General features: G+C 67.0%; 1 protein-coding gene (only partly in view). It reads left to right on the forward strand.

Going from position 1 to position 17,875, the window contains the following annotated elements:
* Positions 1-17,875, forward strand: the 5' portion of a protein-coding gene (locus tag IG75_RS0104305; RefSeq protein ID WP_156058626.1) for a LuxR C-terminal-related transcriptional regulator. Its footprint extends 31,286 nt past the window's final position; only the first 17,875 of its 49,161 coding nucleotides appear in the window; it begins with the start codon at positions 1-3; its stop codon lies beyond the right edge, outside the window.

The raw sequence follows: 17,875 nt of genomic DNA on the forward strand, positions 1-17,875 counted from the left end.
TTGTCTCTGCTGTTGCCGTGGTGGTTGCCGCCTGGGGTTTTAGAGGTTGTTGCTGGGCATTTTCCGGAGGCGCGGGAAGATGCGATGCGTCGGGAGGCCGACGAGTTGTCGGCGAAGGCGGAGCGGTTGCGTCGGGGGGCGGAGTTTCTTTCGGGTCGGGCTGATGGTCGCCGGGCGGGGTTCGGTGGGGTCGGTGGTGATCAGTTCGAGGGGTCGTGCCGGGATACGGCGGCGGAGTGCGGTCGTCAGGCCGATCGGTTGGATGCGCAGGCCGAGCAGTTGTACGAGGGGGCGAATGCGTTCGAGGTTCAGAAGTGGACTGTGATCGGGTTCGCGGTGATTTTGGCGTGGACGTTGCTGCATGCGGCGGTCATGTTCGCGTATGGGGGTGCGCTCGAGGCGTATGTGGCCACGATGCGGACGCGGACGGTGTTGGGGATCGCGTCGCGGAAGTTGTTGGAGTATTTCGCGGGGATGAGTGCGCGTGCTGCTGCGGAGCGGGGGGTGGTGGCGTTGTCGGTGAAGGCGGGGGTTGTCGGTGCTGTGCAGGGTGGTGGGATCAATCTGGCCGTGCAGCTCAAGCAGGTCGGTTACGAGCAGCGGGGTGCGGTTGCTTGGAAGGATGTGAAGATCGCGGCGGTGGCGGGTGGTTTCGGTAGTGCTGCGGGTGTGGTGGCGGGTAAGTGGGTGGGGGATCGGTGGGTTGTTCCGGCGACTCTTGCGTATGCCGAGGTTGCCGACACGGTGGGGAAGCGGGTGGGTGTCCAGCTGGGTGGGGCGCTGTTGACCGGTCTTCCGGGTGGGTTGGTGGGTGGGATCGTGGGTACGGGGGTGGCGGTGACGATGTCGGGGGAGAAGTTCACGCTGGAGGCTTTTACGGAGTCTCTCGTGCCCGCGATGGCGGGAGGTTTTCTGGGGGCGGCGGGGCATAGTCTGGCCAGTTTGCGGGCGGCGGGGCCGGGTGGTGCGGGTGCGGGGGTGCCGGTGGGCCCGGAGCCGGGTGCGCCGACGGGGAGTGTGGGTCGGCCGTTGACCGAGGCGCTGGTCGCGCATGGTCCGTTGCGGGGTGTGGATCCGGACGCGGTGCCGAAGTCTCATCAGCAGAAGCTGAACGAACTGTTGTCGGGGTTGTTGCGGGATGTCGATACCGATGTGCGGCAGGTCAATTCGGTGGATTGGCAGCCCAGGGGTGTTTCGCTGCCGGAGAACGTGGGTCCGGTGAAGGTGGATTCGCTGGCGCCGCGTACCGGCTCCGGCCCGGCGGCCGAAGGCCGTGATGTGGGTGCTGATACCGGTTCGGGACAGTCGGTACGTCCGGGTGCGGAACCCGAGCCCGCTCGCGTCGACAGCGGCGGAGGCGTGGGCCCACGGCCGGCGGGAGAATTGCATGCCCGTCTGCTGCAGCGGCTGACCGGAGAGGAATTGGCCGGCGAGTCGTCGGCGGTCGCACCGGGCGAGCCGGCCGCGTCGAAGGGCGCGATCGTCAACGAGTTGCCCGGTGGGCGTGGAGCTCTCGCCGAAGGATCGGTAGCGAAGCCGGAGAAGCCCACCGGGGTGGTGGCCGGTGAGGTGAACACCTCGGGTGGGCGTGATGTTCGCGCTGGGTCGTTGCAACCCGAAGCTGCCGACCGGCCCATGCCGGCGGGTGGGGACGACGCCGGGGTCGTGGCCGGTAGGTCTGAGGGTACGCCGGAGAATCCGGTCACCTCAGGGAAACCGGAGGCCGATTCCGTGCGTCTGGCCGCCGTTGGCGACGAAGAAGTCGTCGCGGCCGGTAGGTCTGCGGAGTCGCCGGAGGCTACAGCAACGCCGCGACGGCCCGCGGTGGACGGTGCGGTGGTCCGGGAGCCTGCCGCGGGGGCGATGAAGGCGTCCGAATCGCAGGCGCCCGTGCGCAACGCTCCCGAAGCAACGCCGGCCAAGGCGTCCGGGGAGACGAAGCCGCCGGTGAACAGAGCGGATGCGGTCGATAAACCGCTGGGGTATCCGGATAGAGCGGTTTCGGCCGATGCGTCCAAACCGCCGGTGGTGAAACCGGAAGCCCGGGGAGGCGATATCACGGGAGATACGACGGTGAAGCCGTCCGCGGAGACGCCGGCGAAATCATCTGTATCCGCCGAGCAGCCCGGTCGGGCCGCCGAGGACGGGAGTCCCCCGAGGTTCGATGCCGAGTCAGCCGATGATTCCGGTGCGGGGACGGGAGAACGGTATTCGGGATCCGGTGATGGGCACGACGGTCCGGCGGCCGACGCGGGTTCGGAGGGGGCCGATCTGGCGGCGAGGTATTTGCGGGAGGCGCATGAGGTTCTTGCTCGGCATGCGGCGACGGATTGGAGTTTGGTGTCGCCGGAGGGTTTCGATTGGATGATCCGGCAGAGCAAGGATGGGCATGAGTCGGCGGCGGCGATGGTGGAGATCATCCGTCGGGGTGATCCGAAGCATCGGGTGTTGCGGTGGACTCAGGTGATGGCGGTGTTGGTGGCTCGGGATGGGGGTGTGGGGAATATGCAGGCGGGGGAGGGTAAGACTTTGGTGTTTTTGGCGGCGGCGGCGTTGAAGTCGGCTCAGGAGGGGCCGGTGAAGGTGATCACGACCCGGGATGTGCTGGCGAATGAGGCGTTCGCGGAGTACAACGCGATTTTGGGTGAGTACGGTTTCGATATTGTGCGGATGAATCCCGACAACCCGTATGTCGATCCGGTGGAGGGGCGTCCGACGATTTATATCGGGACGATGAATGATGCGGGGTTCGGTGAGTTGCGGGGGAATGTGGCTCCGGCGCGTCGGAATGGTATCGATGAGATCGATGAGGCGTTGGTGTTCGCTGATACGACGTTTGTGTTGTCGGAGGGTTCGGGGAATCCGGCTGCGGTGGAGGTGGAGGCGGCGGTCGGGGATGCGCATGCTTTTTTCACCGATGCCCGGAAAGCGGGGTTGTTGACCGAGTTCGATTTCGGGCGTGAGCCGGGCCGGGTGGGTGGTGGTACCGAGTTGAGTGAGGCCGGCCGGGCGAAGGTCGAGGAGATACTCGGCCGGCCTCTGACCGAGGAAGAAACGAATCGGTTGACGATGGCCGCGGCGGCGGAGTTCGAGTATGTCGAAAACGATCATTATGTGGTGTGGCATCATCCGGAGCTGGGACCGGAGTTCGTGGTCGGTGCCGACGGTGCGCGGGTGGTGAACCCGGAATCGCATAAGATCTATATCATCGATCAGACCTCGCACAAGGTGATGTTCGATGCCGAGACCTCGACCGAGAGCCGTTGGAACGGTGGGCTGGCCCAAGCGGTGGAGGCCAAGCACGGTATCCAGATCAGGGACGATCCGGCCAGTTCGGCGTCGATCACCGCGGGGGAGATGTTCTCGGCGGACAAGAGTGATGAGATGTTCGGCTTTTCCGGTACGGCCGACACCGTCGCGGGCGAGTTGTCGAGTAGATACGGTGCGCAGGTGGTCGATATCCCGCGGTTCAAGGAATTGCAGTTGAAGATCGCCGATGATCATGTCGCTGTCGGGCGTGAGGGTGTGATCAGTCATCAGGACGCGAAATTGACGGCGATGGCGTCCAGTATCGCCGAGCGGCAACCGTCGGGTATTCCGCAGTTGGCGGTGTGTAATCGGAATAGTGAAGTCGCCCGGTTGTCGGCGTTGCTGGATCGGGCGGGGGTAGAGCATATCGCGGTCGATGCGAAGTTTTTTCTGCGGCACGGGGTGGACGCGGAAGCGAAGTTGCAGCAGATCTTCGCCGAGGCCGGTCAGCGCGGGAAGGTGCTGGTGATCAACCGGCAGGGGGGCCGGGGGGTGGATATTCCGGTGGGTGCGGATGTGGATGCCGAGGGGGGTTTGCATGTGTTGATCTCGGGGCGTTCGGCCGAGTCGCGGGCGGTGGATATCCAGGTCGAGAACCGTACTGCGCGTAGTGGCGGTAAGGGTAGTGCGCAGTATTTCACCGCTGTCGATGACGCGCTGTACGCCGATGCGCCCGAGGCGCAGATCTCGATCATCCGGTACGCCCAGCATCAGGATGCGTTGGCCGAGCATCGTGCCGCGCTGGCCGAGCACGCGAGTGCGCCCAGCCGCGAAACGCAGGAGAGGCTTGCGCAGACCCTGAACAAGGTCGAGGTCACCGACCGTAATCTGGCGGCGGCCAACGCCGATATCCGGGCGCTGGCCGAGAAACTACAGCCCGTCGGTGTGCGGCAGTCGGGCACCCATGATCCCGCGACCGCGCACCTGCCCAACGCACCCCCGGCCACCGACGCTTCCCCCACCGGCCTCCACCGCCCCGAGGTCCCGAAGCCACCACCACCGGCGGCCGGCACCGTCGGCGACGAACCTGCCCTCGGGGCTGCCGAGCCCACGCGTGCCTCGACCACAGCCGTACCTGCGGCGGCGATACCGCAGCAGGATTCGTCTTCGGCGACCTCCGCCGAGTCTCCGCAGGCCGCCGTGCCAGGCGTGGCCGAGGGCGCCGTTGCGGCGGACTCATCGGGGCCCGAGACCGAGGCCTCGCCGGAAACCCTCGACGTGCCCCGCGAACTCCGGGCGGCCCAGCAAGGCGATCCTCTTGCCGCGAGATCGCTGGTGCAGACCCTGTGGCCCGCCGCGCTCGCGCAGTCGAGCACACAGCTGGGCTGGGACACCACGTCCGGCGCGCCGCTGGAGCCGGTGCGGCAGCTGGCACACGCGATGACCTTCGCCGGATTCCGCGCCGCGGCACTGAACGGGTGGTCGGTGCCCAGTGGTCAGGGTCTGGGCGAGTGGCTGCGCGATACAACCGGTGACGCACTGCTCGACGGGCTGGGCCGGTTGGATACCACTCGACGCGGCCTGGTGGCGAGCCTGCTCCAGGCACCGCCCCACGAACAGCAGCCGAGCACGGAGCAACTCGACGCACTGGAACAGCTGACGCGCGCCGTGCACGCGCAGTACCGCGCCGAGGGCGCGCCGGAAACCGGGGTGCCGACCGGCGAGGCGCCCACGCAAACGCCGGCGGACTCGACCGAACCTGCTGCTGTTGCGGCGAGTCCCGTCGGCACCACTGGCATCGCACCCGCCGAATCGGCACCTGTCGCGAATTCGCCGGCTGTCGCCGGCAGGTCGGGAGACGATCGACCCGATGACATTCCGGCGTCCCCGGTGACCGTGGCGGCCGCCGTGGACCCGGCCGCGCCGACATCGCGGGACCCGGGTGCCCACTGGGATCTGCGGGTGCTGCAACGGGGAGTAGTGGCCGCCTACAGGTCCCTCGAGGGCCTGACGGACGCCGATCCGGTTGTCGCCGCGCTCGCCGCGTCACCGGTCGAGCTGTTCGGGCAGTTCGCCGACCAGCTGTTTCCGAGTCAGCGCAGGGTCCTCGAGCTCCGATTCCGTACGGGACTGAACGAGGAGCAAACCGCGTACGGACTCAACGCCCGGAGCACCCCGGAACAGCATTGGACTGCCACCACTGTCGGCACTCTGACCGCCGGTGGACTGCGTCGATTGGCGCGCTCGATCGCCGCGGCGCACGGTGTCCCGGGGGTCGAACCAGCCATCGGAAACATCGAGCTCGCGGTCCTCGACGCCGCGGCTCAGGGTTTGTCCCGCGCGGCGATCGCCCAGCGCTCGAATATGCCGCCGCGAACAGTGGCGGCGATCGACCGGCGGACAGCGCGGACACTGGGCGTCGCCAACCGGGCCGCCGCTGTCGCCGAAGCGACTCGCCGCGGGGAACTCGATCCCGCCGGATTTCCGATGCCGGAAAATCCTGCGACAATCCGATTGTCCGAACGCGAGACCGCGGTGCTGGCACTCACCGCGAAAGGCCGCCCGCCCGCCGCCATCGCCGCGATCCTGTCGCTGGAGACAGCAGATGTGCACACCCACCTCCGTGAAATCGGCCGCGTTCTCGGGACCTACATACCCGCCGCCATGGTCGCGGTGGGAATCCGGGCGGGGATTCTGCAGGTCGACGGAACCCGGTGGTCGAAGTGGGACCGGGCCGTCGGTGAGAGCACAGCGGACGGTGTGGATTCGAGCCTCCGCGCGGTCGTCACCGCGGACGGCGCCAGTGGCAGGGCGGCGCCGGTCGACCCGGCCGCGCTCGGGGGAACCACCGGCGACGATTCGACCTTGACCCGCGCCCGAGCGGGCGATGAGACAGCGCGGCTGGCACTGAACGCGCGGTACGGGCGTGAGAACATCCAGCGCACGGTGGCCATGCTCGGGTGGGAGCCGGGACGGGGGACCCCGCCGGTCCAATTGACCCGGTTGGCGCATGCGATCCATTTCCGTGTCATGGCATTCGCCGCCGACAATCGGTGGCCGGTGCCGGCGGGGCGAGATATCGCGGACTGGTTGTTCGAGGTAGCCCAGAACACATTGTTCGAATGCCTCGGGCAGGTGAAAACTTCCGATCGTCGAACGATCGGAGCCGCGATCACACGATTGCACTGCGGTGACGACGTGACCGAGGATCAGATCGCGGCGATCCAGCGACTCGCGACCGTGGCGAAGCAGGAGTTGCGCGCCGCGGAGTCCTCGGGTCCGGCACGAAGCGGTAGAACATCCGGCGGGACCACTTCATTACCGGGCGCCGCACGGCGGCGTTCGCGCGCGCGAGGGGATTGGTCCTACGAGGAGCCGGGCGTTGCCGCAACGGCCGACGCTTTCGACCCCGCTCTGGTGACGGCGGTGAACCCCGACGACCCTATCGGTTCGCACACGGTGATCGGGCGTGGTGGAGCAGGTACAGATACCGGATCGAATTCTCCGGCAGATGGCCGGGCGTCGGTGTCCCGCGCTCCGGGCTCGCCCGGTGCACGGGTGCCCGCCACAGCGCTCCGGCAGTTGCTCGAGCGATATATCGCACAGGGTCGCCGGGAGGAAGCGATCGCTGTGCTCCGGCGCCAGTTCGGCGAAAAGATCTTTCGGTGGGTGTCGACCGCTTTTCCCGAGCCTCGGGTGGCGCGAGAGATCACTGAAGAATCATTGGCGGCCGGCGTCGACCGGCTGGGCCAGATCCCGGATCGGAATGTCGAGAAATGGATTGTTTTCGTTGCCCGCAATCTGATGCCCGAGCACGCGAGGTTTGCCCAGTTCCGGCGGCGGGTCGAGCAAGCCTACAGTGAATCCGGAGGCGCTGAGGAACTCCGGCCGACACTGGTCGAGGCGACAACTTCGGAACTGCGGCGCGCCTTTCGAGCGAACACACTGAGCGACAAGCAGCGTGCAGCACTCAACCCATTCTTCTCCGACAGCCATCGTGGCGGCGCCGGCGAACCGGTACTCCCGGACAACGTCGCAACCAGTGGCCGCTTGCTGTGGGGAGCCGTTCGAGCTCTCGTCTTCGAGATCGCTTCCGCACGGACCGGCGAGACCGTGGTCCGGGCCGGGGCGGTCGAGTTGAACAGCCTGCAGATCGAATTGATCCGGCTGGCTGCGCGACGCGTGCCGAACCACGGGATCGCCGAACGCTGGGGAATATCCACCGGCCGGGTATCAGAATATTTTCTGGCCGCCGCACAGCAGTTCGACCTCGACGTCCGCGCAGCGGTGTTGAACGCCGCACATCACTGGTTCACCGATTCTCCGGTGGCCGACCCGGCCGTCCGACCACAGCCCGTCGAGCGGTACCGCACTATGACGGCCGGCGAGAAAGCGAATTACCGGGCCCTTACGGAAGGCGATAAAGAGCTGTTTCGTCTGGCTGTAGCCGGAGAGACAAACACTGAGATTGCACAGCGACAGGGGATCTCTGCTGCGGATATTGCGGCACGATGGCTTCGGATCGCGGACAAACTCGGTGTCGAGTATCGCGACCGACTTGTGGATGCCGCTGTCCAAGAGGGATTTATAGACTTACCGGACCATATCGATCTTCTACGGCTGTTGGCCGAGGGATGGACCGACAAACGAATCGAGCAGGTCCGTGATCAGCCTCCGCGAACGGTGGAAAGGCAATTGCGGGCCGTTGCAAAAATGTTCGGGACGAGTGCCAACCGGACCGCCATCGTGGCATTCGCTATCCGAAACGGCATCATCGATCATCCTGAAAACAAGGTAGCGGCCGGATCGCTGACCGCAATAGACAATGCCCTACTCGAACTCGCGGCACGGGGGATGAGCGATCGTGAGATAGGCGAACTCATCGGCAAGACGGGTGCCGCGGTCGGCGAATACTTCAGGGATATTCGCGACTCGATCGGCGCCGGTACGCGAACTCAAATGGTCGCCATGACCCTGGATGCTGTCGGAAAGAGCCGGCAGGAGTTGGATGGGGACCAGGGTGCAGCCCGGTTGCGCGAATTGTTCCCGCCTGATCGACCCACACCACAAACATTGCCGGACCCTGATGACTATGCTTCCGAGGGGATCCATATTTGGTTGAGAGACCTCCGCGGTTTTCGCGGCATGTCCCAGAAGCGTTTCGCGGAGATCGCCGGAACTTCGGCTCCGACGGTCTCGCGGATGGAGCGGGGGATCACCCGCCCGACGATGGCTGTATTGAGGCAGCTGCGCGATGGTCTGGGTCTGCCCGATTCGGTTGTGCGGAGGGCCGTGGAGCTGTTCTACGCGCGCCCGAAGGCAAAGGCGGCCGATCCGGCAGTGCAGAGCTTGTTCTGGAGATTGTTCGATACCCATCCTGGTTCTCCAGAGGAAATGGCTGTACGCGACGAGATATATCAGGTTTATTCCTGGATTCCGGGTTTTGTGGCTGCGGGATGGGCGAAATCCGATGCGCACCGGCAAGATCTTATACAGCTGGGATCGATGGAGATTCTCACCGCTATCACCAACTTCGCTCCGGTGGACGACTTCACCGCACTTGCTCGATCGGCAGCGTACTACGCATGTCTCGGAGAGTATTTCGAGCGCACTTTTCCTGACCTGGACGAGAGCCGCAGAAAATTGGCTGTCCGAGTCGACACATACATACGGCACAATGGGAAATTGAGCAAGATTTCCGATATCGCGATAGCTGATGCGCTCGATCTGGAGTTGCCGAAGGTCGCACAGGCGCGAGCAATTATCGAACAGCGATTATCCGCGATCGAGCCGATCGCGAAAGAACAACTGGGCGTGCTTCGTCGAGCGCTCGCGGACCTGCCGGATGTCGAACTTGCGATACATGTCGTTCGGCTACATCTCTTCGAGAACGTGTCGATGACCGGCGTCGCTCGGCGCTGCGCCATCTCGAAAGACGAGGCCCAGAACATTCTGGACCTGGCGCTCCCGAAAGTCCGCGCAGCTTTCCGGCCTGTGGCGACTGCCGAGCCGACGACAGAACGGACCGGCGGTGCGGCGATCGGCTCCGGCGTCCGTGCAGAAGTGGTGGAAAACTGTGCGATCCAACTCCTCCGAGTCTTCCGCGCACTGAACATCACAACCCTCACCGACTCCGAGCCCGACGATACCGATCGGGCATGGGACAGCGACGACAACTGGAGGATTCTCGAGGCGGGCCTGCGCACTCACCTCCGGGAAACCGGACCGCGACCGATCCCTGGTAACCCCGATCCGTTTGCCGGTGTCGCCGAGGATATCCGCGCCCACAAGAATGGTGCGGACACTGCGGTCATCATTGTCGACGACGGGACGAAGGCCCACGGCTATCTGATCACCGACGTCGAGGGTCGGCTACTCGTCTTCGACACCCTGATCGGCGAATCCGATGTGCCACGCGTACGCAACTACGACGGTGACGAGAACGGTGCCGATCGGTGGGAACCCCGCTACCTCGACATCGCCACCGCCGCTGTGGTGCGCTATCGAACCGTCGATGGAAGACTGATTCCGCTCGCTGAACCGGAACGCGAGCAGGAACCGGTCTTCAGCAAGATCGGGGGGGAGCCCGGAGCCGCCGCTGTTTCGGACAGCCCCGAGCCCGGCTACGTCGAGTTGTCCGCGGGCGAGACGCAGATCGTCCGTCTCGTCGCCGATGTCGCCGTTGCCGGTGGTGATCCGGCTCGCGTTCTCGGCGCGGTGCTGGGGCTGCCCCCGGCGCGAGTGAACCGGCTGCTCCTGCGGCTGAATGCGAAGCTTGGGGACGCGACGACGGCACAAACAACTTCGCTGTCCGGGGAAGACCGTCCCCTGGCATATCTCGACTTCTCACCGGCCCAGGTCGAGATGCTCGCTCTGCTGGCGGACGAATTGCCCGGCCGGGCCGTCACGGGCGGAACCTCGGTGCCCTCGCATACCGTGCGCACTTTCCGAAACCACGTCGCGAATCGAATCGATCCTGGATTGACCGACCGTGAGGTAGATGTACTGGAACTGTTCATGTTGGGGCACTCGGCCGGAACAGTCGCGCCGACGCTCGACCTCACCCGCGGTGCGGTCAATGTTCATCTGGCTCGTGCCCAGCGCAAACTGCACACCTCCGGCGTGATACCGACCGTCCTGGCGGCTGTGCGTGCCGGGGTTCTGGCCGACGACGAGAATCGCGGGGTAGATGGGGTCGAGGTCTCCGAGCTCGAGGCTCGCGCCCTCCGGCTCGTGGCGGAGGGTAGGTCGAACCGGGCCATCGCGGCTGCTCTCGGGCGGGGTGAGCGGCACCGGCAACGACTCATGGCGGAGCTGTACGAGAAATTCGACGCCGACGACGAGATGAGTTTGGCGTTGGCCGCCCAGCGGAGAGGCATGCTCGACGACGCGGCAACTGCGCTCGCGCCGCCTCGAGTCGACGCCCTCACCGGCATCCCGGTGCGTGAACGCGAACGTCCGCTCTCCGAAAACCAGCGAGCCGTCCTGGGCGGGATCGTCCAGGGCCTGACGAACGCGGAGATCGCCGACCGGCTGACGATCTCCGAAGGCGCGGTCAAGGCTCAGGTCAAGCGAATCTACGACAGGCTCGGAGTCACCGATCGCGAGCAACTGGTGGGAGCCGACAGTGCTGTGGTGGCGGGGCAGGCGGATACTCGCAGATTGTCGACGGTCGAGCTCGCTGTTTTCCGGCTCATCGTCCAGGGGATGACGAATCCCGTTATCGCACAGAGCCTGGACATTCCGGGGTCGACCGTCACGTCCTATGTGAAACGTATCTACGACAAGCTGGGGGTCACCGAGCGTGACAGCCTGGTCGGCAATATCAAAGCTTTTCTCGCCGAAATGGTGCAGCGGGCCACCAGTCCACTCTCCGTGCGCCAGCTGACGGTGCTCCGCCTGATCGCCCAGGGCCGGACGAATGCGGAAATCGCCGGGCTGTTCCACGTCGGCGAGGAGACGATCAAGACCTACGTCCGCATAATTCGCCGGAAACTCGATATGGCGCAGCGTGACGATCTGGTCGCCGTGTCCGTGCGTGGCTCTCGGCCGAATATGGACACCGACACCACTGCCGCGACTTCGGAGATCTCCGACCACCAGTTCCTCAGCTTACGACGGGGGTTGGTGCTCGGCTATCTCATCGGCAACCGTATGGTCGCTCCGGATTCGGCGGAAGCACTCGACCGGGCCACCGATGGTGAATTGGTGGACCGAATCCTCGAGCACCACGACGACGCCGAACTGGTCGATACCGCGCTCGCCCTGGCGAGCGCGGACAAGCCCACCATCTTCCGCGCCGCGGTGGAGTTGGATTCGGTTCAGCGGCAGCGTGTGAACCGCGCTGTCGCGTCGGTCCGGGCAGGCGGGCGCCCGGACGCACTGAAACTCAGCGCGGTGAACAAGCTCGCCGAGGAAACGGCCGGTCTCTTGTTTCCGGTTCCGATCGCGGTGGCTTCCGATGATGACCTCTCCGCTTCGGAACTGGATGTCTTGGAGTTGCTCGCCGAGAGCAGGTCGAACGGCGAGATAGCGACAAGCCTCGACACGACCGAGGATACCGTGAAACGGCATGTGTCGAGCATTCTGCAGAAGCTGGATGCCGTCGACCGGACCAGTGCGGTCGTTCGGGCATTACGCGGTCGTATCTTCCGGCTGGAAGATCTGCCGGAATCGGATCCATCCCGCGCGCGACCGCTGAGCGACCAGGAGGACCGCGTCCTGGTCCTGCTGGCTGTACACGACACCTACGAGGGCATCGCAACAGCTACAGGACTGTCGGTATCCGCAGTGTCGGCGGCAGTCCAGAACATCGTTCGTGCTTTCGGCGCGCGCAATCAGACCGAGGCACTGGTCCGGGCGCTGCACGTCCGATATCTCCAGCTGGACGAAATTCCGATGACAGAGGCCGTCGCCACCCGCGAACTGTCCCGGACCGAGCTCGCGGCCCTGGCACGGGTCGCGGCCGGTGAGCCGGCCGACGGCGTCGGGGAGATCGTCCGCGCGCTGGGTGCGGGCAGCCGGACCGAGGCGGTGGTCCGGGCGTTGCGGATGTCCCTTCTCGATCTCGACGACGTGCCGTTGTCGGACCAGCCCCTCCGGCTCTCCCCTCGTGAATCGGAGATATTGCCGCTGGTTGCCCTGGGGTGGGCAAACGGTGCGATAGCGGAGTCTCTCGGGGTGTCTGCCGAAACCGTCAAATCCACGCTGGCACTGCTCTTCCGGAAGTTGGGGGTGGGCGACCGTACCGCCGCTGTCCTCGAGGCACTGCGCCGTGGTGCCCTCGAACTGGACGACATCCCATTCGGCGCGCAGCACACAACCGGAACATCTCGCACCAGGACCGGATCGAAGCATCCGGGAGCCGGAGCCACCGCCGGGATCCCGGGGCCGGTGACAGGCTTCGACGGTGCGGGTGCGGTCGATGCGTTCGGCAATCGGAACCGCCGCGGGACGCGAGCCACTCATGTACCCGGGGACGCTCCGATGGGCGTGCTGGCGTTCAACATGGACCCGAATACCGGCATCCCCTGGGACGAGCCGGGGCCCGGGTCGCAGCCGCCGGAGGCGCAAGGAGATGCTCCGCGCCGTGGGGGACCAGAGGCTCCTTTTGATACAACGGAGGTGCGATCTGTCCGCGCAGCTCTGGCGGCGGCATCGAACACCCTGGCGGCCGCTGCGCGCACCTCTGACCTGCGCGCGGAGATAGCGCATCTCGACCGGCTGGCCGGTCTTCTCGACGAACTGCTGGACGATTCGGTCGCACTGCCTCCGGCTCGGGTCCAGAGCCTGTCGAGACTCGCCCGGGCGGTGGCGCAGTGGCTGCCGGCGGTCGCGGCCGCGGACCGCGCTCTCGACGAAGCAGAGCGGGCGACAGCCGGTCTCACCTCGGCGCAGCGGACACGGCAGGCCGCCGCGGTAGAGGAGGATTTCGCCGCCGCGGTCCGCGGACTCGTCGCTGCCGGTGCCGTGGTGGACGCGGCGACGGCCGGTACACCGGTAGCGGCCGCGGATACCGGTGTGTTGTCCGGCATCGACCGGAATCTGCTGGTGCAGGCCCTGGTCGGGGTGACCTCGGAGTTGAGTGGCGCCGCGGTCCATGCGGACGACCCGGATCCGCGGAGCGCGCGTGCCGGTGCCGCTGCCCCGTACTATCCCGTACTACGCCGGGCCCGGGACGGACTGGCCGAACTGCTCGCCGTGGTGGACGATCCCCGGACCACGGTCACCCAGGAGCGCCTCACCGCCCTGCTCTCCTACTCCGCCGCCGTCCGGGTCTGGCTGGCGGAGTGGCTGAACAAGAACACCGTAGTCCGCAACGCGACCGCGGCGGCGGTCCGCGAGGAGCGCGCGAGAGCGGCCGTCGCGGAGCTGCGGACCGCGGACGACCGGATCCACGAGCTGCTCGTGGCGCTGGACGCGGTCCCGGTTCCCCGTACCGACCCCCGCCTCCTGCCGTGGGCGCAGCCCGCACCGGACCGGGAACTTCCGCAACCACAGCAGGACGCACCACAGGAATCATCGGATTCGGCCCGCACCGGCGACCCGGAATACGACTGGTTCACGGCCGCGGAGGTGACCGATCGGGACGGGCCCCCGGGATCCGTCGAACAGCAGGATCCGGTCGAGTCCGCCGAGACGCCGTCCGCCGCGCCGTCGCCGATCATCGAGGGGACGTCCGGCGGGCCGGTGATGCCGTGGATGCAGCTGCCGAGGCCTGGTCCCCGCCGGTACCAGGAGACCAGCGGTGCCGCGGGGTGGACCGATGTCGGATCGGGCCACTCGTCGAACGAGGACGAGTTCGCGTTGGCGGAGGCGCTTGTCGATGGTGAGCGGGTGACGCTGGCGGCGGTCTGCGACGGTGTATCGCACCTCGCGCGCAGCGATGTGGCGGCGAAGGTGGCCTCGGCGGCCGCCTGCGATGTACTGGCGCGCGCGGCCGCCGCGGCCGCGGACGGTGCGGGGTGGGATCCGGTACAGGTCGTCGCGGACGCCGTCGAAGCGGCAAGAGACGCAGTCCTGGACCTCATCAGGACCGAATTCGCCGGGTGCGAGATCCCGCCCGCCTGCACGATCGCGGTGACATTGGTGACGCCCACCGAGATCGTCAGCGATTCGTACGGGGATGCCCGGGTGTACTGGGTTCCGCTCGACGGCGGTACACCACAACGCCTGACTGTGGACGATTCGTACGCACAGAAATATATCGAGGATGCCGCGCGGCGGGGAGAGCAGCTCACCGACGAAGAAGCCGAGAATCTCCCCTTCGCGTCGACCATCACCCGTGGCCTGGGCAATCCGGAGATATGGGAGGAGCCGTGGCGTGATCCGGAACCGAAGCGCCATACGCCCACCGGCCGGGGCGTCGTGGTGGTGGTTTCCGACGGCGCGCTGAAGCGGGTCTCCGACGATCGGCTCGCCGCCGCGATCACCGCGCCCCTGAACAGAGCCCCGGACGATCGGCTCGCGGCCGCGGAAGCGGTGATCCGGACCGCTCTCGCCGCGCCGGGGACCAACGGCACCACGGACAACATCACGGCGGTGGTGATCGATGGTCCGACCCGGGTCGGTGGTTCCGTACGGTCCGGTGAAACGGACACCGATTCCAGTAGCAGCCGGGCCCCCGCAGCCGCGACCTCGCAGGCTACTCCGTGGAGCGCCACGACGGCGCCGGACGATTCGAGGTCATCGAACCCGGTATCCGACCCCCGCCTCGCCGTCTCACCGTGGACCCGCGACCCGGACCACGAGGGCACACCCCAGCTACAGGGCATGATCGCCGGGAACCCGGCCGAGCATGGTGGGGAGGAAGCCGCGCCGGTACCGGCCGGCGCGCCCGCGCCTACACCCTGGAGCGGGGGCCGGTCCAGATCCCGGAGTGACGAGCAGCCGCGGGCAGTGGCGGAAGGACTCATCCGCGACGTGCTGGGGCGGCACGGCATCGACAGCCTGGAATCGCTTCTGAACCCGGTGCCCGGCGCCGACCGGGTCGCGGCCGCGCGGCGGCGCGGACAGGTGGTTGCCGAGCTGATCGAGGAGGCAGCTCGGCAGGGCGTCCACGACGAACTGCAGGCGCGATATCCGAGTCTGTTCGGGGTGATCGGCGAGCCGGGGCACAATCTGCAGCAGCTTCGCCTCGAGTGCCAGGTGGCCGAGGCAGGACACCATTCGTCGCGGGCCGAGTTCGAGGCGGCAGGACGGCTGATCGACGGTATCCACGCCTTCGAAGCCGCCCTGGCGACGGCCCACAGGTACCGGTCGGCAGACAGGGTGAAGTTCGCGGATCTCAATCGCGAACTCGGCTTCCCGGTAGCCGGACCGGATGCGGTGCAGCAGCTGCGTGATCGGCTCGCCGCGGTGGACGGCACCGATCCGCGGCCGGCCGCCGGACTGCGGAAGCTGATCGAGCTGGCCGAAAACCATGCCCGGCGGCAGCAACGGCTCGGCCGGCTGGATCAGCACGCGACGGGTCTCGACGCCCTGGCCGCCGAGTGCCGTGCCGCGAGGAACGAACGCGCCCAGTACACCGCCGAGTTACGCGAACTCGAACAACGACTGCTCGCGGGATTGGCCGAAGCGTCCAGGATCGCCACCGGGGCCGGCGCCGAGCTGCCCGAGGCGCCCGCCGGTACGACCGACGGTATCCGGGTGGCGCGCAAGGGGGCATCGGCCCGGGTCGTCACCACGATCGCCGACGCGGAGGGTATGGCCGGATACCAGCGGCCACCCGCACTGGAGGGACTCGACGATCAATGCGGGCGCGCCGCGTTGGCCGCCAACGCGGCACGGACCGGGCGCGATGCCGGGGAGATCGAGCCCGCGGTACCGGGTGAGGGGACGCTGTCCAGTTATATCGAAGCGCGTACGGAGCGACCGGGCCGGCCGGTCAAGGCACATCAGGTGCGCACTATGCGGGCGGCCTTCGACGAACTGCACTCATGGGCTACCGCGGCGGAGAGCCGGCAGCCCGGCGCCGGCCACGGCAAATCGATCTTCGTGCTGATCGCGGGCACCGAGGGACTCGGGCATATGGTCGAGCTGGTGTCGGTCGTGGACAACGGCACGATCCGCATCGATTGCTGGGACGCGGGGCACGACAGTATCCAGCAGGATTTCCGCCCCGCCGACGCACCGGCCGGGCAGAAGATGATCGCGCTGTGGGTGGACGAGCACGGCTTTTCGGTCGACCCGCCGGAGGAGCTGGTACCGCGGCCGGTGGAACGCGACGAGGACATCGCCGTCGCCACCTCCGATACCGGGGACGCGGCAGCGCGTTCGCGGCAGATAGCGCTGGCATTGGCGCGCGTGGGAATCGACGATATCGAACAGATGGTGCACCGCGACGGCGAGACACCGGCGGCGCCGGAATCGCGTGCCCGGGGCCGGAGCAATGCCCAGCTGTGGGACTGGGCCGACGACGAGCTACGTACGGTACTGGAAGAGGAGTATCCCGCGATCCTCGGTGAAGCCGCGGGTATTCCGCGCGCCAAGCGCGGCGAGTTGAACGAGCTCGAGTTGTGGCGTGAGTTCGATGACCTGCGGTCCCGCGACGGCGCTCTCGGCGAGGACGATTACCACCGACTGCGGGAACTGGAGACGATCGCGGCCCTGCACGCCGAGGGCAGGGCGCGGGCGAAGCAGATGGGCGTACCTTTCTATCTGCTGTCGTTCCCACGCGGCAGGGGGCTCGGTGGAGCCCCCGGCAGTCTCCTGTTCGCCTACGGCGACGACACCGCGCCCGACAGTGAGATCTGGCACCCGATCGTTCGCAGCGGCGTTCCGGAGGAATGGACCGACCTGGTGCGGGCCGGCGCCGACTTCGCCGAGCTCGAGCACCGGCCCGGTCGTCCGGTGACCACGCTCGTGCTGCACTCCTACGGCGACGGCGAATCGCGTAACACCCGCGAGGCGCGGGCCGGAACCGACCTCGCGGCGTGGGTGGCCGCCGAAGCCGGGGCACGGGAGGTGTGGGCACCCCACGGCGAAGCGCCGCGGGTCGAACTGGTGTGCCGCAGCAATACGAACCGGGGTACGCAGATCTGGCAGGGGGTGGCGGACCGTCTTCAGGGCGATGGTTTGGATCTGGCGCAGGTCACCCGGGGCGAAACCGACGACGATATCGTGCGCCGCGCGCAGCACTGGGTCGCGGACCTGCCGGATACACCCGCGCTGCTCACCCATTCGGTGGCGCCCGCCCAGCATTTCGTCCTCGGTGCGGACCCGCGCACCGCGGACAAGGTAGTGGTTCTGGTGGGGACCGAGGCCACGACGGCGTCGCTGCGGATGGGTTTGCGCCGAGCGGTGGATGTCTACGCGGGTGAACTCGGTGACGATAAAACGGTCGCCGTGGTGTTGTGGCAGGGCGACACGGCGCGGTCGCTGGCCGCCGAACTCGCCGAACTGGCGGCGCATCGGGAGAACGCCACCGACCCGGCACGCAGGATCCGGCTCGTCACCGACCAGCCGGGCCGGGGCCTCATCCAGTCCATTGCCACCGATGTGCAGCTGAAACCGCACCGGAAGGCTTTCACGAACCTGCCCCGCACAAAACCGGCGCCGCAGGGTCGGCTGTTCACGCCCAGGGGACGCTTTGCGGACTGGGCGGTGGCGAAAATCTCGGCCTCGT

Source organism: Nocardia rhamnosiphila NBRC 108938 (genome assembly GCF_000720425.1).
Classification (GTDB): domain Bacteria; phylum Actinomycetota; class Actinomycetes; order Mycobacteriales; family Mycobacteriaceae; genus Nocardia; species Nocardia rhamnosiphila.